The sequence below is a fragment of the Pseudomonas quercus genome (assembly GCF_012033695.1).
In the GTDB taxonomy this organism is placed as follows: domain Bacteria; phylum Pseudomonadota; class Gammaproteobacteria; order Pseudomonadales; family Pseudomonadaceae; genus Aquipseudomonas; species Aquipseudomonas quercus.
Genome location: NZ_JAAVJI010000005.1, coordinates 62,717 through 85,536 on the forward strand (window position 1 = coordinate 62,717; position 22,820 = coordinate 85,536).

General features: G+C 59.8%; 23 protein-coding genes and 1 other RNA gene. 5 read left to right on the forward strand and 19 right to left on the reverse strand.

Going from position 1 to position 22,820, the window contains the following annotated elements:
- Position 1 precedes the first annotated feature (1 nt).
- The 9 genes from mraY to rsmI form a co-directional block, all read right to left on the reverse strand.
- On the reverse strand, positions 2-1,084 hold the full coding sequence (gene mraY, locus HBH25_RS10760) for a phospho-N-acetylmuramoyl-pentapeptide-transferase (RefSeq protein WP_168083917.1): 1,083 nt from the start codon (positions 1,082-1,084) through the stop codon (positions 2-4).
- Positions 1,084-2,451, reverse strand: coding sequence for a UDP-N-acetylmuramoyl-tripeptide--D-alanyl-D-alanine ligase (locus HBH25_RS10765; RefSeq protein WP_168083918.1), 1,368 nt, complete (start codon positions 2,449-2,451; stop codon positions 1,084-1,086). The genes mraY and HBH25_RS10765 overlap by 1 nt, the downstream gene beginning before the upstream one ends.
- Positions 2,444-3,907, reverse strand: coding sequence for a UDP-N-acetylmuramoyl-L-alanyl-D-glutamate--2,6-diaminopimelate ligase (locus HBH25_RS10770; protein WP_168083919.1), 1,464 nt, complete (start codon positions 3,905-3,907; stop codon positions 2,444-2,446). The genes HBH25_RS10765 and HBH25_RS10770 overlap by 8 nt, the downstream gene beginning before the upstream one ends.
- Complete coding sequence (locus HBH25_RS10775; RefSeq protein WP_168084126.1) at positions 3,907-5,661, reverse strand: peptidoglycan D,D-transpeptidase FtsI family protein; 1,755 nt, start codon at positions 5,659-5,661, stop codon at positions 3,907-3,909. Before HBH25_RS10775 ends, HBH25_RS10770 begins: the two co-directional genes overlap by 1 nt.
- The gene (ftsL, locus tag HBH25_RS10780; protein WP_168083920.1) at positions 5,661-5,954 is read right to left on the reverse strand and encodes a cell division protein FtsL; all 294 of its coding nucleotides are present in this window, start codon (positions 5,952-5,954) and stop codon (positions 5,661-5,663) included. The genes HBH25_RS10775 and ftsL overlap by 1 nt, the downstream gene beginning before the upstream one ends.
- On the reverse strand, positions 5,951-6,898 hold the full coding sequence (rsmH, locus tag HBH25_RS10785) for a 16S rRNA (cytosine(1402)-N(4))-methyltransferase RsmH (RefSeq protein WP_168083921.1): 948 nt from the start codon (positions 6,896-6,898) through the stop codon (positions 5,951-5,953). The genes ftsL and rsmH overlap by 4 nt, the downstream gene beginning before the upstream one ends.
- Positions 6,895-7,350, reverse strand: coding sequence for a division/cell wall cluster transcriptional repressor MraZ (gene mraZ / locus HBH25_RS10790; RefSeq protein ID WP_168083922.1), 456 nt, complete (start codon positions 7,348-7,350; stop codon positions 6,895-6,897). Before mraZ ends, rsmH begins: the two co-directional genes overlap by 4 nt.
- Positions 7,351-7,700: 350 nt before the next feature.
- Positions 7,701-8,058: RNase P RNA component class A (gene rnpB, locus HBH25_RS10795), an RNA gene on the reverse strand.
- A 94-nt stretch (positions 8,059-8,152) separates the two neighbouring features.
- On the reverse strand, positions 8,153-9,019 hold the full coding sequence (rsmI, locus tag HBH25_RS10800; RefSeq protein WP_324616887.1) for a 16S rRNA (cytidine(1402)-2'-O)-methyltransferase: 867 nt from the start codon (positions 9,017-9,019) through the stop codon (positions 8,153-8,155).
- Between the two features lie 149 nt (positions 9,020-9,168).
- Between rsmI and HBH25_RS10805 the strand changes: the two genes are divergently transcribed.
- The 4 genes from HBH25_RS10805 (at position 9,169) to HBH25_RS10820 (ending at position 12,584) form a co-directional block, all read left to right on the forward strand.
- Entirely contained in the window at positions 9,169-10,944 is a 1,776-nt protein-coding gene (locus tag HBH25_RS10805; protein ID WP_168083923.1) for a penicillin-binding protein activator, read from the forward strand.
- Positions 10,941-11,315: a YraN family protein gene (locus HBH25_RS10810; RefSeq protein WP_168083924.1), complete on the forward strand. Its 375-nt coding sequence runs from the start codon at positions 10,941-10,943 to the stop codon at positions 11,313-11,315. Before HBH25_RS10805 ends, HBH25_RS10810 begins: the two co-directional genes overlap by 4 nt.
- A gap of 100 nt (positions 11,316-11,415) precedes the next feature.
- Positions 11,416-12,009 carry a phosphoheptose isomerase gene (locus HBH25_RS10815; protein ID WP_168083925.1) on the forward strand — a complete coding sequence of 198 codons (594 nt, stop codon included), beginning with the start codon at positions 11,416-11,418 and terminating at the stop codon, positions 12,007-12,009.
- Entirely contained in the window at positions 12,006-12,584 is a 579-nt protein-coding gene (locus HBH25_RS10820; RefSeq protein WP_168083926.1) for a BON domain-containing protein, read from the forward strand. The genes HBH25_RS10815 and HBH25_RS10820 overlap by 4 nt, the downstream gene beginning before the upstream one ends.
- A 46-nt stretch (positions 12,585-12,630) precedes the next feature.
- Here the strand turns inward: HBH25_RS10820 and HBH25_RS10825 are convergent, their stop codons facing one another.
- The 7 genes from HBH25_RS10825 to HBH25_RS10855 all read right to left on the reverse strand — a co-directional run bounded on the left by HBH25_RS10825 (position 12,631) and on the right by HBH25_RS10855 (position 18,204).
- Positions 12,631-13,056: a ClpXP protease specificity-enhancing factor gene (locus HBH25_RS10825; RefSeq protein WP_168083927.1), complete on the reverse strand. Its 426-nt coding sequence runs from the start codon at positions 13,054-13,056 to the stop codon at positions 12,631-12,633.
- A 17-nt stretch (positions 13,057-13,073) separates the two neighbouring features.
- Entirely contained in the window at positions 13,074-13,691 is a 618-nt protein-coding gene (locus HBH25_RS10830) for a glutathione S-transferase N-terminal domain-containing protein (protein ID WP_168083928.1), read from the reverse strand.
- A gap of 251 nt (positions 13,692-13,942) precedes the next feature.
- Positions 13,943-14,335: a 30S ribosomal protein S9 gene (gene rpsI, locus HBH25_RS10835; RefSeq protein ID WP_168083929.1), complete on the reverse strand. Its 393-nt coding sequence runs from the start codon at positions 14,333-14,335 to the stop codon at positions 13,943-13,945.
- Between the two features lie 14 nt (positions 14,336-14,349).
- The gene (gene rplM / locus HBH25_RS10840) at positions 14,350-14,778 is read right to left on the reverse strand and encodes a 50S ribosomal protein L13 (protein ID WP_168083930.1); all 429 of its coding nucleotides are present in this window, start codon (positions 14,776-14,778) and stop codon (positions 14,350-14,352) included.
- 226 nt (positions 14,779-15,004) lie between these two features.
- Positions 15,005-16,099 (reverse strand): cell division protein ZapE, encoded by a 1,095-nt coding sequence (zapE, locus tag HBH25_RS10845; RefSeq protein ID WP_168083931.1) that lies wholly within the window; start codon positions 16,097-16,099, stop codon positions 15,005-15,007.
- A gap of 100 nt (positions 16,100-16,199) precedes the next feature.
- Positions 16,200-17,543: a tryptophan--tRNA ligase gene (locus HBH25_RS10850; RefSeq protein WP_168083932.1), complete on the reverse strand. Its 1,344-nt coding sequence runs from the start codon at positions 17,541-17,543 to the stop codon at positions 16,200-16,202.
- A 10-nt stretch (positions 17,544-17,553) separates the two neighbouring features.
- The gene (locus HBH25_RS10855) at positions 17,554-18,204 is read right to left on the reverse strand and encodes an alpha/beta hydrolase (protein ID WP_178088932.1); all 651 of its coding nucleotides are present in this window, start codon (positions 18,202-18,204) and stop codon (positions 17,554-17,556) included.
- A gap of 161 nt (positions 18,205-18,365) precedes the next feature.
- Here HBH25_RS10855 and HBH25_RS10860 point away from each other — a divergent pair, with 161 nt between their 5' ends.
- The gene (locus HBH25_RS10860; protein WP_168083933.1) at positions 18,366-18,803 is read left to right on the forward strand and encodes a ZapG family protein; all 438 of its coding nucleotides are present in this window, start codon (positions 18,366-18,368) and stop codon (positions 18,801-18,803) included.
- 157 nt (positions 18,804-18,960) lie between these two features.
- Here HBH25_RS10860 and HBH25_RS10865 read toward each other — a convergent pair whose 3' ends face one another.
- The 3 genes from HBH25_RS10865 to cysD form a co-directional block, all read right to left on the reverse strand.
- Entirely contained in the window at positions 18,961-19,479 is a 519-nt protein-coding gene (locus tag HBH25_RS10865; protein ID WP_168083934.1) for a hypothetical protein, read from the reverse strand.
- Between the two features lie 449 nt (positions 19,480-19,928).
- On the reverse strand, positions 19,929-21,830 hold the full coding sequence (cysN, locus tag HBH25_RS10870) for a sulfate adenylyltransferase subunit CysN (protein WP_168083935.1): 1,902 nt from the start codon (positions 21,828-21,830) through the stop codon (positions 19,929-19,931).
- A 14-nt stretch (positions 21,831-21,844) separates the two neighbouring features.
- Positions 21,845-22,762 (reverse strand): sulfate adenylyltransferase subunit CysD, encoded by a 918-nt coding sequence (cysD, locus tag HBH25_RS10875; RefSeq protein ID WP_168083936.1) that lies wholly within the window; start codon positions 22,760-22,762, stop codon positions 21,845-21,847.
- Positions 22,763-22,820 lie beyond the last annotated feature (58 nt).

Here is a 22,820-nt window from a genome sequence, read left to right on the forward strand (position 1 = left end):
GTTACCTCAGCTTCAACGTGGCCAGGCCGATCAGCACCAGGATCACGGTAATGATCCAGAAGCGCACGATCACCCGGGGCTCGGGCCAGCCTTTGAGTTCGAAATGGTGGTGGATGGGTGCCATGCGGAATACGCGTTTTCCAGTCAGCTTGAAGGAGGCGACCTGGATCACCACGGACAGCGTTTCCATCACGAACACCCCACCCATGATGAACAGGACGATTTCCTGTCGAACGATAACGGCGATGGTACCCAGGGCGGCGCCCAGCGCGAGCGCGCCTACGTCCCCCATGAACACCTGTGCGGGGTACGTGTTGAACCACAGAAAACCAAGGCCGGCGCCAATCAGCGCGCCGCAGAACACAATCAGCTCGCCAGCGCCCGGTACATAAGGGATCAGCAGGTAGTCTGCAAATTTCACGTTGCCGGACAAGTAGCAGAAGATCCCCAACGCTCCCCCCACCATTACGGTAGGCAGAATCGCCAGCCCATCCAGGCCGTCAGTAAGGTTCACCGCATTGCTCGAACCCACGATAACCAGGTACGCCAACACCATGAAGCCCGCACCTAAGGCAATACTGGCGTCCTTGAATAACGGAATGATCAGTGTGGTTTCCACGGGTGAATTGGCCGTGGTGTAGAGGAACACGGCCGCACAGATGCCGAATACCGATTGCCAGAAATACTTCCAGCGGCTGGGCAGGCCGCGCGAGTTCTTTTCGATCACCTTGCGGTAGTCATCGACCCAGCCGATGGCCCCGAACGCGAAAGTAACGGCCAGCACCACCCACACGTAACGGTTGGTCAGGTCAGCCCACAGCAGTGTGCTAACGCCGATGGCGGACAGGATGAGCGCACCGCCCATGGTGGGGGTACCCGACTTGGACAGGTGCGATTGCGGGCCATCATTGCGCACGGCCTGGCCGATCTGGCGAATCTGCAAGGTACGAATGAACCAAGGCCCCAGGCACAGCGCCAGGACCAGCGCTGTCAGTACACCCAGTATCCCGCGCAGGGTGAGGTACTGAAAGACCGCAAAGCCCTTGTAGAACTGTTGAAGGAATTCGGCCAACAGCAGCAGCATTAATGTGTCTCCCCGCTTGCACCGCACAAGGCCGCTACGACGTGTTCCATCGCAGCGCTGCGCGAGCCTTTTATTAAAATGGTTGTGTCGGCGACCTGCTCAGCGGCCAATGCCGCAATCAGTTCAGCCTGGGTGTGAAAATGGCGGGCGTGTTCACCAAAGGTAATGACGGCGTTGGCCATGAGCGGACCAACAGCGTATAGCGCGCTGACCTTGCCCCGGGCATAGGTGCCGACCTCGCGGTGGCCTTCGATTGCCCAGTCCCCCAGCTCGCCGATGTCCCCGAGCACCAGGACAGTGCGACCGGAAAAGCCGGCGAGTATATCAACCGCCGCCGCTACCGAGGAGGGGTTAGCGTTGTAAGTATCATCAATAACGCGCGTACCCTGTGCCGTGACCTGCGACACCGTGCGGCCCTTGACCGGCTGCACGCTGTTCAGGCCCCGCGCGATCTCCGGCAGCGTGGCGCCCATGGCGCGCGCCGCAGCCGCCGCCGCCAGGGCATTGCGCACATTGTGCTCGCCCAACAAGTTCAGCTGAACAGGCTCGATACCGTCCTTGCAGCGCAGTTCGAAGGCCGGGCAGCCACGGGCATCCGTACTCACAGGGCCAGCGTGGAAACTGGCCTCGGGGTTTGTCAGGGAAAAGGTCAGCACCGTATGCGTGCCTGCCCGGGCGGCCCATAGGGGAAACGCCTTGTCATCCAGGTTGAGCACCGCGACGCCGCCATCACCCAGGCCCTCAAGGATTTCACCCTTGGCCTCGACGATTTTTTCAGGGCCGCCAAATTCGCCTACATGGGCGGTTCCTGCGTTGTTTATCAATGCAACCAACGGCCGGGTAAGGCCGACGGTGTAGCGGATCTCGCCGACACGCGAGGCGCCCAGCTCAATCACAGCCGCCCAATGTTCTTCACTCAGCTCCAGCAGCGTCAGGGGTGCACCCAGGTCATTGTTCAGGTTGCCGCGAGTGGCCAGTGCCGGGCCACGCACACGCAGCACCGCCGCCAACATTTCCTTGACAGTGGTTTTGCCACTGGAGCCGGTAATGGCCGCAACTGGCCCATTGAACGCGTCGCGATTCAATGCACCTAACTGGCCCAATGCCACGCGACAATCCCTTACCACCAGCTGTGGCAAGTTAACGTCGCTTACCGGGTGCTCCACTAGCGCCGCAACAGCGCCTTTGGCCGCTACATCGGCCAGGTAGTCGTGGCCATCGAAACGAGGGCCAGCCAGCGCAATGAACAACTGGCCCGGAACAATGTTGCGGCTGTCGATACTGACGCCGTTAAAGGTGCAGTCCTCGCCTGCCAGTTGCCCATTGAGGGCAGTGGCCACGCGGCTCAGGGACAGGGGTTCAAGCATGGTCTGCCTCCCAGGTGGCCAGGGCCTGTGAGGCCTGTTGAATGTCGGAGAACGGCTGGCGCTCTCCTAGAATTTCCTGGTAATCCTCATGGCCCTTGCCGGCCAGTACTACTACATCCCCGGCTTTTGCCTGGGCGATAGCCTGAGCGATAGCGGCGCCGCGCCCCGCTACGAAGCAGGCCTGGTCCGGCTGGTCAAAACCTGGGCGTATGTCAGCGAAGATCGCTTCCGGGGCCTCGCTGCGAGGGTTGTCATCCGTCACGATCACGCGGTCGGCCAGGCGCTCGACCATGCTGGCCATCAAGGGCCGCTTGCCACGGTCACGGTCGCCACCACAGCCGAACAGGCATACCAGCTGGCGTGTCGCATGCGGGCGAAGGGCCTGGAGCACTTTTTCAAGGGCGTCGGGTGTGTGGGCATAATCGACCACGACCAGTGGCCGATTTCCGCCACCCAGGCGCTGCACACGCCCTTCGGGCCCTTGCAAACGTGGAACAGCTTTTAGAATTTCATCCAGCGGGTAATCCAGCGAGACCAGGGCACCGATGGCGGCCAGCAGGTTGCTCAGGTTGAAGCGCCCAAGCAATGTACTGCGCAGGCTGAACGTACCGTGGGCAGTGACCAATGTCGCGCTCACGCCATGGTCGTCGAAACGGGCGTCTCGGCAATACAGCGTGGCACTGTCGTCTTCGAGGCTGTAGCTGATGACCTTGGACACGCCTGGCCGGGACGCCAGGTCCTGGCCGAACGCGTCGTCCAGGTTGATGACACGGGCGCGTAGCGTAGGCCAGGCAAACAGTTTTGCCTTGGCCTGCCCATAGGCCTGCATGCTGCCGTGGTAATCCAGGTGATCGCGGGACAGGTTGGTGAAGACGGCGATGCCGAAGTCCAAGGCCGCGACCCGGCTTTGCTCTAGCGCATGCGAAGACACCTCCATGGCAACCGCACGTGCCCCGGCCTTGCGCAGGTCGGCCAGCGTGGCCTGAACACTTACGGGGTCAGGCGTGGTCATGCGGCCGCTTTTGAGCTCCCCATGAAACCCGCTACCCAAGGTGCCGATCAAGCCGCACGGCAGGCCGAGGTGGTCCAATGCCTGGGCAATCAGTTGGGTAACACTCGTTTTACCGTTGGTGCCTGTAACCCCGATCAATCGCAGGTGCCGGCCAGGCTCGGAATAGAAACGGCCGGCAATGGCAGACAGTTGCCCAGCCAAGCCACGAACAGGGATCAATGGCGTGTCGGTAAGCGGCAGCACTGTAGCGCCTTGGGCTTCGTAGGCAACCGCCGCCGCCCCTCGCACCAAGGCATCGGCAATATGCGCACGCCCGTCTACGCGGGCGCCCGGGACGGCCAGGAACAGGTCACCGGGCCGCACGTCGCGGCTGTCCAAGGCCAGCTCACGAATGAGCGGGTCACGCCCGGCATCCGGGAACAGGTGAGTCAAGGGCATGCTCATCAGCCTTGCCGTCCTTTGACAGGGGCAGCCAGAGGGACAGCCACGGGCGTGGCGTTGGCCTGCTGCTGCGGCGTGGCAGGGAGGTTGTCTGGCGGCACGTTCATCAGGCGCAACGTACCGGACATGACCTTGCTGAACACAGGGGCCGATACCAGGCCACCGAAGTAACCCCCTGCACCCGGCTCATCGATCACCACCACCACGGCATACCGCGGGTTGCTGATGGGGCCGAAGCCGGCAAACAAGGAACGGTAGGCGTTTTCGGTGTAACCGCGCGAACCAATGGTGGCCTTGCGCGCGGTACCGCTCTTACCGGCAACGTGGTAGCCCGGCACCTGAGCGCGGTACACGCCACGGGGCGCCTCGATCACTTGCTGAAGCATGCCTTGGATGGTGGAGGCCACGTTCTGCGGAATAACCTGCGCACCCTCGGGTTCGTTATCTACCTTGAGGATCGACAACGGCACCAGCTTGCCATGGTTGGCCAGGGTAGCGTAGGCATGCACCAGCTGCAGAGCGGTGACCGACAGGCCATAGCCGTAGGACAAGGTGGCGGTTTCAGCCTTGTGCCATTCGCGGTGGTTGGGCAGGTTGCCTACCCGCTCGCCTGGGAACCCGAGGCCTGAGTACTGGCCCAGGCCGACGGATGACATCACGCGGTAGATGTTCTCGCCACCTACATCGAACGCCACCTTGCTCATGCCCACGTTACTGGAGTTGATCAGAATGCCCGTAAGGTCCAGTACAGGACCCTCGCTCTTGGACACGTCCTTGATGGTGTAGCGGCCGATCTGCAACGAGCCGGGATACACCTCGACCTTATCGGTGGGTTTCCAGCGACCGGTTTCCAGTGCTGCACTCATGGACAGCGGCTTCATTGTGGAACCGGGTTCGAACACGTCGATGATCGCACGGTTACGCATGGCAGCCGGGACCATGGTGCGACGGTTGTTGGGGTTGTAGGTGGGCATGTTGACCATGGCCAGCACTTCGCCGGTTTTCACGTCCATGATCACCAGGCTGCCCGCCTTGGCCTGGTTGTCGGTAATGGCCTTTCGCAGTTCGCGGGTAGCCAGGTACTGCAGGCGCAGGTCAATGGACAGGGCCAGGGTTTTCCCGGCTTTGGCATTCTTCGTGACCTGCACGTCGCGAATCAATCGCCCGCGGCGGTCCTTGATCACTTGGCGCCTGCCAGCCACGCCTGCCAGCCATTCGTCATAGGCCAGTTCCACGCCCTCACGGCCGTGGTCGTCCAGGTCGGTGAAGCCCACCATGTGGGCGGTTACGTCGCCCGCTGGGTAAAAGCGGCGGAATTCCTCAAGGCTGTACACACCTGGCACTTTCAGGTCCATCACAGCCTGGCCCTGCTCCGGCGTAAGGCCGCGCACCAGGTAAAGGAATTCCTTGCTGGCGTTGGCTTCGAACCGCTCGCTCATTTGCGCCGGGTCTTGCCCCAGTGCACGTGCAAGCTCGGGCCAGCGGTCCTTGGCCAGCTGCAGCTCCTTGGGGTTGGCCCAGAGCGTACTTACGGGCGTACTAACGGCCAAGGGTTCGCCGTTACGGTCGGTGATCAGCCCACGGTGAGCTGGAATGGGAATATGACGCATGCTGCGCGCATCGCCCTGCCCCTTGAGAAAGGCCCGGTCGATGACCTGGAGGTCGATGATGCGCCAACTGATGGCGGCCACCATGATGCCCAGCAACCCCAGCACCACGCGAAAACGCCAGGGGAAGAGCGCCCCTTCCAGCTTCATCATGGCGCCACCATGCGTACATCGGCGGCATCGGGCACATGCATCTTCAATTGGTCGGTGGCCAGGGCCTCGATGCGGCTATGGGCCGTCCAGGTGCTTTGTTCCAGAATCAGCCGGCCCCATTCGGCCTGTGCTTTGTCCCGTTCGCTCAACTCGGTGTAAAGGCCGTTGAGCAGGGTACGGTTGAGGTGTGCGCTGTAAGCCACGGCAATGGACGACACCAGTACCGCCACAAACAGCAGCAGCATAAGGAAGCTCCCGGTGGGCAGGGGTTTGAAGAACACCTTGCTCACCGTAGTTTCTCCGCCACGCGCATGACGGCGCTGCGTGAGCGCGGGTTGGCCTTTAGCTCTTCTTCAGACGCAAAACGCGCCTTGCCCAATGTACGAATAACCGGTTCGAACCGCTGAACCTGCACAGGCAGGTTGCGCGGCAAGGTGTCGGCTTCGCCCTTCTCCAGGCGCCGCATGAACAGTTTCACGATGCGATCTTCCAGGGAGTGGAAGCTGATCACCACCAGCCGGCCGCCTACTGCCAGAATGTCCAAAGCCGATTGCAGGCCGGCCTCCAGGTCTGCCAGTTCATTGTTCACATGAATGCGCAGCCCCTGGAACGCACGTGTTGCCGGGTGCTTGTGCTTTTCCCAGGCCGGGTTGGCGACTTTAAGCACCTCGGCCAAGTCACCTGTGCGCTCGAAGGGCTGCTGCGCACGGCGCTCCACCACGGCACGGGCCATCCGCCGGGCAAAACGCTCTTCCCCATACTCCTTGAACACACGGGCAATTTCTTCCTCGGGCGCCTGGGCGATGAACTGTGCAGCGCTGATGCCACGGTCTGGGTCCATGCGCATGTCCAGCGGGCCGTCGTTCATGAAACTGAAGCCGCGGCTGGGGTCGTCCAGCTGAGGCGAGGACACGCCCAGGTCCAGAAGGATGCCACTGACTTTTCCGGACAGGCCCAGTTGCTGGGCTTGGCTGGCCATTTCAGCAAAACTGCGCTGCACAATGACAAAGCGGCCGTCTTCGGCCGCTAGCGCTTGCCCAGTGGCAATGGCTAGAGGGTCCTTGTCGAAGCCCAGCAACCGGCCGTCGCTGCCCAGTTGTTCAAGTAGCAGGCGGCTATGCCCGCCTCGGCCAAACGTGCCATCTATATAGCAGCCGTCCGCGCGCACGGCCAAGGCCTCGATCGCCTCGTCTAGCAACACGGTAATGTGGTTGAAGCTGCTGTCAGTCGTCACAGGATCAGGTCACGCAATTCGTCAGGCATGGCGCCCGGTTGTTGGATAGCATCGAGGTCCGCCGCGGAAACTGCGTTCCAGGTGTCCTCGTCCCACAGTTGAAACTTGTTCAGTTGGCCTACCAGCATCGCCTTCTTGTCCAGCCGAGCGTGTTCTCGCAGGCGTGGCGGCACCAGGAAGCGCCCGCTGGCATCCAGCTCCAGGTCCACGGCGTTCCCGATAAGCAGCCGTTGCAGGCGCTTGACCTCTTCTCGCAACGAGGGCAGCGCCTTGAGCTTGGTTTCTATGATTTCCCACTCGTCGAGGGGATAGACATTCAGGCAACGGTCAACGGTGTCGATGGTGATGATCAACTGGCCAGAGCTGCGCTTATCCAGCTCGTCACGGTACCGGCTCGGCATAGCGAGACGGCCCTTTGCGTCGAGACTGATGGCATTGGCTCCGCGAAACACTGTTGAGCTACCCCGAAAAAGACACTGTCGCGCTGTTATTCCCTACGCGCCTGAATTTCCCACTTCCTACCACTTCCCGCCACTCGCGCACACTATAGGAACCCGCTCCCTACAGCGTCAAGGCGCGTGGTCAGTGAATTCCCTTACATATCGGTGATTTAGCGCATAGAGAGCGTGGAAACCCTCAAAATAGAAACGGAAATACCTGGAAATACCCTTTCCATACAGGCAATTACGTCAAATAGTTAAAGCTAATCGGGATGATTAAGATTTTTTCGGTATTACCCAAAGGGGGTGATAAGCGAAACGCTGGGAGGGGAAAAGCGAAACGGCGAGGAGAAACGAAAAAGGTGGAGAGCCGGCCTGTAAGCCGGGTTCTGTCGAGGACAGTCATTCCTCTACGATGGCCATCACTGGACACCTTTAGCAACCTACCCGGTTCCAGCGCGGGCCACGCCTATGGAACCCTATTTGGTCTTGCTCCGAGTGGGGTTTGCCTTGACCACGAACTGTTACCAGCCGTGCGGTGCGCTCTTACCGCACCTTTTCACCCTTACCGGCGCCGAAGCGCTTAGGCGGTTATTTTCTGTGGCACTTTCCGTAGGCTCGCGCCTCCCAGGCGTTACCTGGCACTCTGCCCTATGGAGCCCGGACTTTCCTCCCCCGCGCATGCGAGCATGCAACGGCAGCGACTGCCCAACCGACTCTCCGCCGCCAAGGATACAGGCGTTACCGCCGTGGGGCCAGCCCACGGCGGCATTTCCTTCAGCTGTATGGCCTGGGAGGGGCCTTTGCGTTTTAATCAGGCCTGACGATCAAGGGCGGCTTGGTACAGCAGGTTCTTTCGCACGCCTGTGATCTGGGCCGCCAGAGCAGCGGCTCGCTTGAGGGGCATTTCTGCCAGCAGTAGGTCCAGAATACGCAAGGCGTCGGCGCTGACGGCCTCCTCTCCCACAGGCGCCACCCACCCACCCACCAGCACGACACACTCGCCGCGTTGCTGGTTGGGATCGGCCTCGATGAAAGCACGCAACTCAGCCAGTGGTACGCCCTTGAGGGTTTCGAACGTTTTGGTCAGCTCGCGTGCAAGCACGGCAGGGCGGTCTGCCCCAAAAGCCAGCTCCATGGCCTGCACCGACTCAAGGATACGGTGGGGCGCTTCATAGAAGATCATTGTACGAGGCTCTTCCTGCAGCGCTGCCAGCCTGCTGGCACGGGCCGCTGCCTTGGCGGGCAAAAAGCCTTCAAAGATAAAGCGATCCGAAGGTAGGCCTGCCGCCGACAAGGCGGCAATGACGGCGCATGCGCCAGGTACGGGCACCACGCGCACGCCAACGGCACGCGCCTGTCGCACCAGGTGATAACCGGGGTCCGAAATCAGCGGAGTACCGGCATCGGAAATCAGCGCAATGTGCTCGCCAGCCTGAAGCCGGCCCAAGAAACGGCCGCCGTCTTCACGCTCATTGTGTTCATGACAGGCCGCCAGGGGCGTGGAGATGCCGAAATGCTGGAGCAGGCGCAGGGAGTGGCGCGTGTCTTCGGCCGCAATGAGCGCAACACTCTTGAGCACCTGCAAGGCCCGCGGGGTCATGTCGTCGAGGTTGCCGATGGGAGTGGCCACTACATAAAGTGTGCCTAAAGTTGAATCTGTCGCGCCTGAGAGGGTCACAGCACACACCTTGGAAACGCCGGAAAGCGGGCATTGTAGCGACCTCGGGCGGCTTTTGCCGCATTCAGGGGGCTCGGCCTGCAGCATCGCACCGGCCACAGGGCTTGGGTACAATTGCCCGTTCAACGATTCGTATCAGGAAGATGTACATGACCGGTTGCCTGCGTCTGCTAATCGCCTTATTCATGGCCACGCTTCTTGCGGCCTGTGCCAGCCAGCAGGGCTCGCCCCTGGGTGAACTGCCAAATACGGCCAACCTCAGTGTCGAGCAGCTTTTACAGCAGGCGGCAGCCAGTAAATCCCCTGACGAGGCAGCGGTATTGCGCCTGAGCGCCGCGAGCAAAGCCCGGGAGCAACACCAGGATGCACAGGCTACGCAGATCCTGGGCAGCGTTGACTTGAACCGCCTCAAGCCGGGGCAACAAGTCTTTGCAAGTACATTGCTAGCTGAGCTGGCTTTGGGCCGTAACGACGCCAAGGCAGCACTTACGGCATTGAGCCACCCTAGCCTGCAGCACTTGGGGGAGTTGCCGATAGAGCAGCAGGTACGCACCCAAACCGTTCGCGCCCAAGCACTGGAAGCTGATGGGCAGCCGCTGGCCGCCGCACGTGAGCGCGTATTCATGGCGCCCATGCTGCAGGGCGAGGGGGCAACTGCCAACCAGGAGAGCATCTGGGCGCTTGTGTCGAGCCTCCCAGCGGATCAATTGCAGCCTGCCGGTAACGATGACCTGGCTGGCTGGCTCAGCCTGGCGCAAGTGGTGAAAACACCGGGCACGCTGGATCAGCAGAAGGCGGCGATCCAGGCCTGGCAAGCCCAGCACCCTAGCCACCCTGCTGCTCATACCCTTCCTGCACCGGTACAGCAATTGATGGCCTTGACCAACCAGCCACTGGACCATATCGCGCTTCTGCTGCCTCAGCAAGGCCCGTTGGCGGGCGTGGCGCGTGCGCTACGTGACGGTTTCATGGCTGCCCATTACCAGGCGCTGCAGGCCGGCCAGCCCGCACCTACCATCGAGGTGTACGACAGTTCCCGTGTCACGTCCATGGACGACTTTTACCGCCAGGCTCAAGCTGCCGGCATCCAACTGGTGGTGGGCCCTCTTGAGAAGAACCTGGTCAAGCAGTTGAGCAGCCATGCCCAGCTACCCATCACTACCTTGGCGCTCAACTACAGTGACAGCACCCAGGCCGGCCCCGCGCAACTGTTCCAGTTCGGCCTGGCCGCAGAAGACGAGGCACGCGAAGTGGCACGGCGCGCACGGGCTGATGGCTTCCATAGCGCTGCGGCCATCGTACCCAAGGGTGAATTTGGCGACCGCGTGCTAGCGGCCTTTAGACAGGACTGGCTGGCGAACGGGGGCAGCCTGGTCTCCGCCATTCAGGTTGACCAGCCTGTGGCGCTGGCCCAGCAGATCGCTGAGCTGATGCAGGTCAGGCAGACGGGCACCGGCGGCCAGGGCACCCGGCGCCAGGACGTGGATTTCATCTACCTGACAGCGACCCCTCAGCAAGCGCAACAGATCAAGCCTACGCTCAACTACCAGTACGCAGGCGATGTGCCCGTGTATGCCACTTCCCATATCTACAGTGCCAGTGGGGACCAGGCTCAGTATAACGACCTCAATGGGGTGCGCTTCTGTGAAACCCCGTGGTTGCTGGATGCAAACAATGCCCTGCGCCAGCAGGTGGCACGCCAGTGGCCACAGGCCAACGGCAGCCTGGGGCGCCTGTATGCCATGGGGGCAGATGCCTACACCTTGGCCCCCCGCCTTGGTCAGCTCAAGGCACTGCCTGACAACCGTATTGAAGGGCTTTCAGGCAGCCTCAGCCTGAACAGCGCACAGCGCATCGAGCGGCAGTTGCCGTGGGCTCGGTTCAGCAACGGCAAAGTCGAAGCGCTGCCAGCTGGTAGCCAATGACGCCAAAAGCCAGCCCTGGCCTTGCAGGTCAACAGGCCGAAGCATGGGCTGAGCGACACTTGTGCGAGCACGGCTTGACCGTGATCGCCCGAAACTGGCGTTGCCGCGAGGGCGAACTGGATCTGGTCATGCTAGACAGCGATACAGTAGTATTCGCCGAAGTTCGTTATCGCGCGCACCACCAGTGGGGTGGTGCACTCGGTAGCATCGACCGCCGCAAGCAGGCACGTGTGATCACGGCGGCCCAACGGTTCCTGCTCCAGGCACCCGCTTGGGCAGAACACCCATGCCGTTTTGATATCATTGCGCTTGAAGGTTACGACGTTAATGCGCCTGGCCTTACCTGGCTAAAGGATGCTTTCGCCAGCTGACCCTAGGGTGGCCCGCCCGACTCATCTCGTTAACTCGAGCGCCCTGCCCTCGCCGACAAGCCTCTGCGTATACGGCAGGGCCAGGTTTTTAAGGTAAACGATGGACATGCAATCCCGGATTCGCCGGCTGTTTCAAGCCAGCATCGACACCAAGCAGCACGCAATGGAGGTGCTAGCACCCCATATCGAGCTGGCCAGCCAGGTAATGGTCAATGCCATGCTTGGCGAGGGCAAAGTACTGTCCTGTGGGAACGGGGGCTCTGCGGGGGATGCGCAACACTTCTCCTCCGAAATGCTGAACCGCTTTGAACGCGAAAGGCCCGGCCTGCCAGCCATCGCGCTGTCTACCGACAGCTCGACCATTACGTCCATCGCCAACGACTACAGCTACAACGAAATCTTCTCCAAGCAGATTCGTGCACTGGGGCAGGCAGGGGATGTGCTACTGGCCATTTCAACCAGCGGCAACTCGGCCAACATGATCCAGGCCATCCAGGCAGCACACGACCGCGATATGACGGTTGTGGCCCTTACGGGCCGGGACGGGGGCGGCATGGCCTCGCTGTTGCTGCCTGAGGATGTGGAGATACGTGTACCATCCCAAGTGACGGCACGCATTCAGGAAGTACACCTTCTGGCGATCCATTGCCTCTGCGACTTGATCGACAGCCAACTGTTCGGGAGTGAAGAATGAGCCCCACCCGTATCGGCCTCGCGGCCCTGACCATTTGCCTTGCCCTTTCCGGCTGTAGCTCAGTGCTGACCGCTACCCGTGAAAAACCGATCGACGATAATCGTGGCACCCGCACCCTGGGTAGCAAGATCGACGACTCACTGATCGAAACCAAGGTAGCGGTAAACGTTGCCAAGGCCAGCCCTGACCTGGATCAGGGTTCTCACATCGTGGTCACCAGCTACAACGGCGTCGTGCTGCTGGCGGGCCAGACACCACGTGCAGACCTCAAGTCCATGGCCGAACAAGCCGCTGCGTCTGTCCAGCGCGTGAAAAAGGTGGAGAACGAACTGCAGGTCATCCAGCCCTCTTCCCTGCTCGCTCGCAGCAATGACGCTGTATTGACCACCAAGATCAAAACCCAGATGTTCGCCGACAGCACCATTCCTGGCTCACGCATCAAGGTGGTGACTGAGAACGGCATTGTCTACTTGCTGGGCTTGGTCACTCAGCAGGAGGCTAACCGGGCAACTACCTTGGTGCAGGGTGTCTCCGGCGTGCAGAAGATTGTAAAGCTGTTCGAGTATATCGACTGACAGCCGTAGGTTATTCGCAAAAAAGGCGACCCTAGGGTCGCCTTTTTCATTTCACTACTTTCAGGCTAGGTCGGCCGCTAGGGCGAGGCGGCTCGTCGTCTGGCGGCAGGCCAGGGCTGCTCGCTTGCTCAGGCTCGATGGTTGGCTCATGGTCCAGGTCTGGCACTTCAGGATCGAATACCATGCCTTGGCCATTCTCACGGGCATAAATGCCCATGATTGCGCCTATGGGCACATACAGCGTGTGAGCCACACCTGAGAAGCGCCCTTCGAAACTGACGGCTTCATTGTCCATGTGTAGGTGACGAATAGCATCCGGAGAAACATTGAGCACGATCTGCCCATCTGTTGCGAACCCTTCAGGCACCTGAACATCGCGATACTCAGCATTGACCAGGATATGGGGCGTGCAATCGTTATCTACTATCCACTCGTAGAGTGAGCGGACTAGATAGGGACGACTGGAATTCATTAATGGCTCCTATAGAACTAACGCATTTCGCGTTCGGCTGCCGAAAGGCTGGCCTGAAAAGCTTCCCGAGCGAACTGCCGATCCATGTAATCGAGCAGCGGCTTGGCCGCGCGTGGCAACTCTACCCCCATAACTGGCAGGCGCCAGAGGATAGGCAATAGACAGCAATCCACCAGGCTTTGCTCATCGCTCATGAAATGAGACATCTCGGCAAACAGAGGCGAAACGCCCGCCAGGCTCTCCCGAAGGTGCTTGCGAGCATCCACGCGAGTTGCTTCCTTACTGCGAGGGTCTAGCAGTGCATCCACATGGCAGCACCAATCGCGCTGGATTCTATGCATCAACAGGCGCGCATTGGCACGGGCGACGGGATAAGCCGGCAGCAAGGGTGGGTGTGGGTAACGTTCGTCCAGGTACTCCATCACCACTGTGGACTCGTACAAGGCCAGGTCACGGTCTACCAGGGTAGGGAGCGAGCCGTAGGGGTTGACCTCCATCAGTGCTGCAGGTTGACGCCCAGGAACGATATCAATGATGTGCACTGTAACGGCTTTTTCAGCCAGTACGATACGCACGCGATGGGAATAATGGTCGGCAGGATCGGAGTAGCAGGCCAACCGGTTGGTTACGCCCATGGCGATCTCCTCGCTGAAAGCAGATAAACAAACGCACCGGATGTGCTCCTTTGCGGCGTGCAGGTCAAGGCCTGCTCGGCGACAGCAAAGAGCGCCTCAGGCGCGCAATAACGGCGAATCTTACAGGAATTTTGGCCCCTACGGGCGCAAGCACGTTGTGCTAAGCAGCCTTTCCTCCCACTGTAGTGCCCTTGAAACGAAAAAGCCCGGCTCTTTCGAACCGGGCTTTTTCTTGAAGCACGAGCAGCGAATTAACGCTTGGAGTACTGAGGACGCTTACGCGCTTTGCGCAGACCGACCTTCTTACGCTCGACTTCACGTGCATCGCGAGTCACGAAGCCAGCACGGCGCAGTTCGCCACGCAGGGTTTCGTCGTAGACCATCAGGGCACGGGTAATGCCGTGACGGATAGCGCCAGCCTGGCCGCTTACGCCACCACCGGAAACGGTCACGAACACGTCGAATTTCTCAACGTTGCCGGTCAGTTCCAGAGGCTGACGAACAACCATGCGAGCGGTTTCACGACCGAAGAACGTGTCCAGCGCGCGGTTGTTGATGGAGATGTTACCGGTACCCGGACGCAGGAAAACGCGAGCGGTTGCGGTCTTGCGACGGCCAGTGCCGTAATTTTGAGTCGCCGACATAGTGGACTATTCCGTTAAAACTTCAGTTCTTGGGGCTGCTGAGCAGTATGAGGGTGTGCAGCGCCCGCATAGACTTTCAGCTTACGGTACATGTCGCGACCCAGCGGGTTCTTCGGCAGCATGCCTTTGACCGCTGTCTCGATCACGCGCTCAGGTGCCTTGTCGATCAGCTTATCGAAAGTGATCGATTTGATACCGCCCGGGAAACCGGAGTGGGAGTAGTACACCTTGTCCGTAGACTTGGCGCCGGTTACACGAACCTGCTCGGCGTTGATAACAACGATGTAGTCACCGGTGTCAACGTGTGGAGTGTATTCAGGCTTGTGCTTGCCACGCAGACGGCTCGCGATTTCAGTAGCCAGACGACCCAGGGTCTGGCCAGCGGCGTCGACGACAAACCAGTCGCGCTTTACTGTTTCCGGTTTAGCAGTAAAAGTTTTCATTCTTTATAGCCTCAGGGGCCGCCCAGCAAAAATAGACGGCGGAGCTTACTGAATAGTGCTTGCTTTGACAAGGTCAAAGACAGCCGCATCCAGACGCTTTTGGGGGCTCGGGTCATCGCGTCGGGGGTCGGCCAGGGGCCTGTTCGGGGAGGGGCATCACTTCCTCCACGTTCAGAGCAGGCGAATTATCCGGATTACGAGGAAAAACTCAAGCAGCTTTTTCAATTCATGGCTTGTGAGCGCGTGAAAGGAACTCATGGGACTGCATTTCCAGCAACCGGCTAAGGGTGCGCTGGAACTCGAAATTCAACCGGCCACCGGAGTACAGGTCTTTAAGCTCCACTTCTGCCGAGATGATCAGCTTCACGTTACGGTCGTAGAACTCGTCGACCATGTTGATAAAGCGCCGTGCGATGTCATCGGTTGCCACACTCATCTGCTCTACACCACTGAGAATGACGGCGTGGAAGATCTTGCCCAGTTCGATGTAGTCGTTCTGGCTACGCGGGCCGTCGCACAACGCACGAAAATCGAACCAGGCCACGTCATCACACGTGCGCAACGCCTTGATCTCGCGGTTTTCGATCATCAGCACGTCGTTCTCGACCGGCGCAGTGCAATCAGGCGTCAGCGCCTTGAAGCTTTCGCGCAGGCTTTTTTCGGCCGCTTCATTGAGCGGAAAATGAAACAGCTCAGCTTGTTCGAGGTGGCGCAGGCGGTAATCCACACCGCTGTCGACGTTCACGATTTCGGTGTGCTGCTTGATCAGTGCAATGGCCGGCAGAAAGCGTGCACGCTGCAGGCCATCCTTGTAGAGACCGTCAGGCACGATGTTGGACGTGGCCACCAGCGTAACGCCGTGCTTGAACAGCTCTTCCATCAAGGTGCCCAGAATCATGGCATCGGTGATGTCCGAAACGAAGAATTCGTCGAAGCAGATGACGCGCGACTCGTCGGCAAAACGCTTGGCGATCAGGGTAAGCGGGTTCTTCTCCCCCTTGAGGTGCTTCATTTCCTCATGCACACGCTTCATGAAGCGGTGGAAGTGCGTACGGGTCTTTTCCTTGAACGGAAGCGCTTCAAAGAAGGTATCCACCAGGTACGTTTTACCGCGCCCCACCCCGCCCCAGAAGTACAACCCCTTGACCGGCACCGTGTCCTTCTTCCCGAACAGCTTGCCCAGCAAGCCCGGCTTGGCACCGTTGGCCGCAATCAGGTCATCGTACAAACGCTGCAGGTGGCGAACCGCTATTTCCTGGGCCGCATCGTGGAAGAAATCAGGACGTTGAAGGTCGGCTTGGTATCGTTCAAGGGGCGTCATAGGTCATCTACGGGGCTTTAAAACCGGGCCGTCACTGTAACGGCGGCCCTGTGGGATGGCAATCAAGGCCGCGACCGAACGTCACGGCCTGTGATGAGGCTCAGGCCTGGGGCCGTAGCGCTTCACGTACCGCACTCATGGCGGCGTCACGGCTAGCATCGTCTGTGAAGGCCGGGCTGTCGGCGACACAGGTGTCATCCAGCCACAACTCGAAGCCGGCACCGTTGGCCCGAAGGTCAACCTCGGCCTCTTGAAGGGCCTTGGTGACGGCACCTGCACTTTTGCCATCAGCGAACGGCCTGGACAGCAGCAACTGCTCACCCTCAGCGCTCAGCAGGCGGAACCGGAATGTACCGTCCTGCTCACGGAAACTGACAAAACGTGAAGCCTTGCCCGCTTTCTTGCGCGCTTCACCGGTGCTTCCCACCTGTGTACGGAACGACCGCAGGCCTACGGCTTCACGCAACTGTTCGAGGAAGGGCGTAGCCACCTTGCGCGCCTTGGCGGCACCTGCCTGAAGAATGTCTTCCAGGTCTGCCGGGCGCTCCATGAACTGGTGGTAACGGTCGCGGGCGCCGCCCAGTTCGCTGTCGAGCAAGGCGAACAATTGCTGCTTGGCTTCTCCCCACCCTAGCCCGCCCAGCAGGTGCGCACGGAACGCCTGAGTTTGCGCAGGGGTAGCGAATGCACTGTAGAGGGTGAACAGGTGGCTGGCGCCTGGATCTTTCGGCTCTCCCGGCAGGCGTGAGTCCGTAACGATTCTGGCGATAGCGTCCTTGAGCTGCTTGGGGCTGCTGAACAAGGGAATGGTGTTGTCATAGCTTTTGGACATCTTGCGACCATCCAGGCCAGGCAAGGTAGCCACGCTTTCTTCTATCACGGCTTCAGGCAGCACGAACAAGTCGCTGCCCTTGCCAAACAGGTGGTTGAAGCGCTGGCCGATGTCACGGGCCATTTCCACATGCTGGATCTGGTCACGCCCCACCGGCACTTTGTGGGCATTGAACATCAGGATGTCAGCAGCCATCAGCACCGGATAACTGAACAACCCCATGGTGACGCCGGCATCCGGGTCTTCACCGGCGTCCACGTTTTTGTCCACCGACGCCTTGTAGGCATGGGCGCGATTAAGCAACCCTTTGCCTGCAACGCACGTGAGCAGCCAGGTCAGCTCCGGGATTTCAGGGATGTCGGACTGCCGGTAGAACGTGGCTCGCTCCACATCGAGACCGCCAGCCAGCCAGGTCGCGGCAATTTCCAAGCGGGAACGCTGGATGCGCAAGGGGTCGTCGCATTTGATCAGCGCGTGGTAGTCCGCTAGGAAGTAGAACGAATCCACATTGCTTTGGCGGCTGGCTTCGATCGCCGGGCGAATGGCACCAGCGTAGTTGCCCAAATGGGGCGTGCCAGTGGTGGTAATGCCTGTGAGAATCCGGGTGGTCATGGTTGATCGCTTATCGGGCTGCAGTCAGAGGGGCAAGGCGTGGCAAGACCAGGTCTTTGAGTTCGGTAAGTTTGCCATGAAAGAAGTGACCACATTCAGCCACTTTCAGCAGCTCATGGGGCTGGCCGAGGGCTGCTGACCACTCATACACCTGGGTGGGGTTCACCACTTCATCATTGTCCGGCTGAATTACAGTGATGGGGCTGTGCTGTGGAAGCGGCTCATCGTCCCGCAGGCGTGCCACGGCTGGCGCGCACATGAACAAGTGCCGGAGGGGTGCCCCTTGGCGCTCCAGCCTGCCAGCCAGGGTAGCGGCGACAAACCCGCCAAAGGAAAAGCCCAGTACCGTAAGCGGCAGCCCCGGATGGCGAATACGCAGCCAGTTGGCCGCAGCGTGTGCGTCGTCGACCTCTCCCAGGCCCATGTCGTGGCTACCGGCACTGCTACCCGTGCCCCGGTAGTTGAAGCGCAGGGTGATATAGCCCGCATCCCGGGCCGTGCGCTGCAGGGTAGACATGACTTTGTTGAGCATTGTCCCACCCTGCTCCGGGTTCGGATGGCAAAGCAATGCCAGGCCCTGTGGCTCGGGCACTTCAAGGTAAAGGGCTTCAAGCTGGCCTATGGGACCATCGAGCATCAGAGGGTTTTCGCGAATCAGCAAGGGTATGAACTCCGTGACCCTGACCAGGGTCGACTCGTCTAGCTATCGGTTTGTACCTGTGAAGGGCCGGCGCAGCGCTGCGCTTTTCAGGCCCTATGACGGTATACAGCGCCGGTGTGAGCCGTTAACGTAATGCAAAGCCGTTTATAGAGGAAGGACTCGTGGAATACTCGCTCTTGATTTGGTTGCTGCCCACCCTGGCGCTCATCGTGGGTGTCGTGGCGGGGTTCCTTATAGCACGCGTGGCGCCCAATGCCGTACCGGGGGGTACCCAGCGCCAATTGGATGACCTTCAGCAGAAGTTCGACAACTACCAGCATGAAGTGGTAACGCATTTCAACAGTACGGCGGTTCTGGTGAAGAAACTGACCCAGAGCTATCAGGAAGTGCAGGACCACCTGGCAGAAGGCGCTAACCACCTGGCGCTGGACGAGCTTACCCGCCAACGCCTGTTGGCGGCGTTGCACTCGGACGCCAACCAGGTGCACCGCGATCGCCTCACGCCCCCACGCGACTCGGAAGCCCCCAAAGATTACGCACCGAAAGGCCCTGACATGCCCGGTATGCTCGACGAGCATTACGGCATCAAGCGCAAATAACGAAAAAGGGCCTCGAATGAGGCCCTTTCAGGATGAGCGAATGCGTAAGCTTCTAGGTTACTTCCGCTGCTCGCAGGTCGAAGGGCTACGCGTTCGAGCAGGTAGAATTTCAAAATTTCCAGAGCGCAAAGCAGCCTCGTTAGCCTGTAGTGCTTGGTTAGCGACCTGAAACTTGTGCGCCTTGAGTTCGCTCAATAACACTTGCTGCGAAGCCTTCTTCGAATACTGCATACCCCTGCCCCCCTAGGTATATCTGCGGCTTGTAACCGTACTCACTAAGAATAGCCGCATGCTTTCTATATAACCGCCTATAGAAATCTTTCAACTGCGGCCGCTCATCCAGTACAAGCGCTGCAATGCCGTTGGGACGAATCTGCGCCTGTATCTCACGTATGCTAAGCGCTAGCCCTAGTCCCAGTTCCGTCATGGAAGCCATGCTCAGCGGCTTGAAACCCATTTCTTTGGGCGTACTGAAGTCTATCATGCCATCGGTCGCGTCCTCTGAAAGGTAGAACTTCATTTCCAGATGAAGACCAACCAATTCGCACCCCAACTCGGCCTCCAGGATATCCCGACAACCGCTCGCACTGGGCCCAAGAGGTGTGAAAAGCACTTTGTACGCGTAGCTTGAGGTGTTCAGATCCTGGACATAGAAATACCCGTCAAAACCATACACCTAGCCTGCTATTTTCGTGAGGTTTCCAAGCAACCGCTGTGGCATCACGGCTCCACATCTACGTCTTATGGGTGCTACGCAAAGCAGCCTGAATTTTGTGAGGGCCATCCTAACGAAATCGACCCACGAGGCCTACACCAAACACATCACCATACAATTCACTGCGCCTGACAGCGCCCATCCCGGCATGCTCGACGAGCATTACGGCATCAAGCGCAAATAATGAAAAAGGGCCTCGAATGAGGCCCTTTTCATTGGGGTAGCAGTACTTGCAAGTCTCAATCGCGCAGCGACCTGCAGAAAGGGGCATCTGAAGCTCCCCTTTCGCAGGCTATCTCCAGCTCCAACAGGCTATGCCATGCGCTGCTGGTGTGGGACCGGTTGCAGCCAAAGGCGAAGACCGGGAACTTGCCAAAAACCTCCCGGACACCTCCCAGGCAGAAACGGCCTTAAACCGCGCCACGTGCCCGTAGCAGGTCAATGACCTGCTTCACGCCCTCTTCCACCGACACCGCCTGCGTATCGACCACCAGGTCGGCTTTGAGCGGCACATCGTACGGGAAGGACTCGCCCGGTATATTGTCCTGAGCGGCCGCATAAAGGCCTTGAGGGTCACGCTCGCGACAGGCTTGTGGCGATGCCTGCACATAAACGGTGACCAGCCGATCGCTACCGATCAGGTCTTGCGCTTGGGCACGGCCCTCAGCATCGGGTGCGACAAAGGCGGCCAGAGTCACCAGGCCCGCTTCGTTGAACTGGCGCGCCACATGCGCGGCACGGCGCCAGTTTTCGGTACGGCCAGCGCGGTCCTGGGGCAAGCCCTTGTTCAGGTCATGGCGCAGGTTTTGTCCATCCAGTACAAAGACGGCGCGGCCCATGTCGAACAGCTTGCGCTCCACTGCATAGGCCAAAGTGCTCTTGCCTGCGCCGGACAACCCGGTAAACAGCACGGTGGCCGGCTTCTGCCCGAACCGTCGTGCGCGCTCTTCCACGCTCACGTGGGCCAGCTTGCCATGCGTACCGGCTGCGCCATGAGAGACCACCGCAGGCGCAACGATCATGCCTGCGCCGACAGTGCCGTTGGTCAACCGGTCGATCACGATAAAGGCGCCGGTGGTGCGGTTGCTGGCATAGCCGTCCAAGGCAATGGACGAATCAAGGGCCACCTTCACCTTGCCAATCTCGTTGAGCGCCAGCGCGCTGGCCGACCCCTCTTCAAGGGTGTTCACGTCTACCCGATGAATGATGCTGGCAATGGAACCCGGCACATAGCTCGTCGCGCGCTTGATGTCGTACTTCTTGCCCGGCAGCATCGGCTCTTCGGACATCCATACCAGCATTGCTTCGAACTGGTCCGTAACAGGAGGTACATTGTCAGCATGTACCAGCAAGTCCCCACGGGAGATGTCGATCTCGTCTTCCATGGTCAGCGTTACCGCCTGGCCAGGGCCAGCCTGCTCCAGCTCACCCTCGAACGTTACGATGGACTTTACACGGCTGCTCTTGCCCGATGGCAGCACAACCACGTCATCACCCTTGTGCACCACACCGCTGGCAAGGGTGCCGGCGAAGCCGCGGAAATTGAGGTTCGGGCGGTTCACATATTGCACAGGGAAACGCAGGTCTGTGAGGTTGCGGTCAGCGGCAACCTCAACGGTTTCCAGGATCTCCATCAGTGACGGGCCGGTGTACCACGGGGAACGCTCACTGTGGTTGACCACGTTGTCGCCCTTGAGGGCCGACATGGGCACGAAATGAAGGCTTGACGGGTTTAGCTTGATGGCCTCGGCAAACTGCAGGTAGTCAGCCTTGATGGTTTCGAACACGCCTTCATCGAAGCCTTTGAGGTCCATTTTGTTGATGGCGACCACAATGTGCTTGATACCGAGCAGTGAGGCGATATAGCTGTGCCGGCGAGTCTGGGTCTGCACACCATAGCGCGCGTCTACCAGAATGATTGCCAGGTCGCAGGTCGAGGCGCCTGTGGCCATGTTGCGGGTGTACTGCTCGTGGCCCGGGGTATCGGCAATGATGAACTTGCGCTTGGCGGTCGAGAAATAACGGTAGGCCACATCGATGGTAATGCCTTGCTCGCGCTCGGCCTGCAAGCCGTCGACCAGCAGTGCCAGGTCGATATCATCGCCCGTGGTTCCGACCTTCTTCGAGTCACGGGTGATGGCTTCGAGGTGATCCTCGTAGATCATCTTCGAATCGTGCAGCAGGCGCCCGATCAGGGTGCTCTTACCATCGTCCACGTTCCCGCAGGTCAGGAAGCGCAGCAATTCCTTACGTTCATGCTGGGCCAGATAAGCAAGGATGTCCTCGCTGATCAATTCGGATTGGTGCGACATGTTTAGACCCCGATTTAGAAATAGCCCTGACGTTTCTTGTCTTCCATGGAGCCCGCACCATCGTGGTCGATGACGCGCCCCTGGCGTTCGGACGTACGGGTCAGGAGCATTTCCTGAATGATGTCGGTCAGGCTATCTGCGTCCGACTCCACCGCGCCTGTGAGGGGGTAGCAGCCTAGCGTGCGGAAGCGGACCTTCTTTTTAACGATGCTTGCCTTCTCTTCAGGCGACAAGTGCTCGAGGATACGGTCGTCGTCGATCATGATGAGCGTGCCGTTCTTCTCGATAACGTCGCGCTCGGCCGCGAAGTACAGCGGAACGATCGGGATCTGCTCCAGATAGATGTACTGCCAGATGTCCAGCTCGGTCCAGTTGGACAGGGGGAACACGCGGATGGACTCGCCTTTGTTCACCTTGCCGTTGTACAGGTTCCACAGCTCGGGGCGCTGGTTTTTCGGGTCCCAGCGGTGCTTGCTGTCGCGGAACGAGTACACCCGCTCCTTGGCCCGGGACTTCTCCTCGTCACGGCGGGCACCGCCGAAGGCCGCATCGAAACCATACTTGTCCAATGCCTGCTTCAGGCCTTGGGTTTTCATGATATCGGTGTGTTTGGCACTGCCGTGGGTGAACGGGTTGATACCCTGCGCCACGCCTTCCGGGTTCACGTGCACCAGCAGGTCCAGGCCCATTTCCTCGACCATGCGATCACGGAACTGGTACATCTCCTGAAACTTCCACCGGGTGTCCACGTGCATTACGGGAAAAGGCAGTTTTCCTGGGAAAAAGGCTTTACGGGCCAGGTGCAGCATCACGGCAGAATCTTTGCCGATGGAATACAGCATGACCGGGTTGTCGAACTCGGCGGCCACTTCACGGATGATGTGGATGCTTTCCGCTTCGAGCTGTTTCAAGTGCGTCAGTTTGTCGACCATGGCTACTCACGGATTGCGTTGCAGATAGGACGGCCTGCGGGCCGTGTTCGAGCCGGGC

Bases quoted from the DNA above. Each gene is read 5' to 3' on its own strand.
- HBH25_RS10830 (WP_168083928.1), bottom strand. From the start codon at position 13,691: ATGGGCGTAACCAACCGGTTGGCCTGCTACTCCGATCCTGCCGACCAT.
- HBH25_RS10805 (WP_168083923.1), top strand. From the start codon at position 9,169: ATGACCGGTTGCCTGCGTCTGCTAATCGCCTTATTCATGGCCACGCTT.
- HBH25_RS10820 (WP_168083926.1), top strand. From the start codon at position 12,006: ATGAGCCCCACCCGTATCGGCCTCGCGGCCCTGACCATTTGCCTTGCC.
- HBH25_RS10765 (WP_168083918.1), bottom strand. From the start codon at position 2,451: ATGCTTGAACCCCTGTCCCTGAGCCGCGTGGCCACTGCCCTCAATGGG.
- rplM (WP_168083930.1), bottom strand. From the start codon at position 14,778: ATGAAAACTTTTACTGCTAAACCGGAAACAGTAAAGCGCGACTGGTTT.
- zapE (WP_168083931.1), bottom strand. From the start codon at position 16,099: ATGACGCCCCTTGAACGATACCAAGCCGACCTTCAACGTCCTGATTTC.
- HBH25_RS10770 (WP_168083919.1), bottom strand. From the start codon at position 3,907: ATGAGCATGCCCTTGACTCACCTGTTCCCGGATGCCGGGCGTGACCCG.
- HBH25_RS10850 (WP_168083932.1), bottom strand. From the start codon at position 17,543: ATGACCACCCGGATTCTCACAGGCATTACCACCACTGGCACGCCCCAT.
- cysN (WP_168083935.1), bottom strand. From the start codon at position 21,830: ATGTCGCACCAATCCGAATTGATCAGCGAGGACATCCTTGCTTATCTG.
- HBH25_RS10815 (WP_168083925.1), top strand. From the start codon at position 11,416: ATGGACATGCAATCCCGGATTCGCCGGCTGTTTCAAGCCAGCATCGAC.
- mraY (WP_168083917.1), bottom strand. From the start codon at position 1,084: ATGCTGCTGCTGTTGGCCGAATTCCTTCAACAGTTCTACAAGGGCTTT.
- HBH25_RS10775 (WP_168084126.1), bottom strand. From the start codon at position 5,661: ATGAAGCTGGAAGGGGCGCTCTTCCCCTGGCGTTTTCGCGTGGTGCTG.
- cysD (WP_168083936.1), bottom strand. From the start codon at position 22,762: ATGGTCGACAAACTGACGCACTTGAAACAGCTCGAAGCGGAAAGCATC.
- rpsI (WP_168083929.1), bottom strand. From the start codon at position 14,335: ATGTCGGCGACTCAAAATTACGGCACTGGCCGTCGCAAGACCGCAACC.
- HBH25_RS10810 (WP_168083924.1), top strand. From the start codon at position 10,941: ATGACGCCAAAAGCCAGCCCTGGCCTTGCAGGTCAACAGGCCGAAGCA.
- HBH25_RS10825 (WP_168083927.1), bottom strand. From the start codon at position 13,056: ATGAATTCCAGTCGTCCCTATCTAGTCCGCTCACTCTACGAGTGGATA.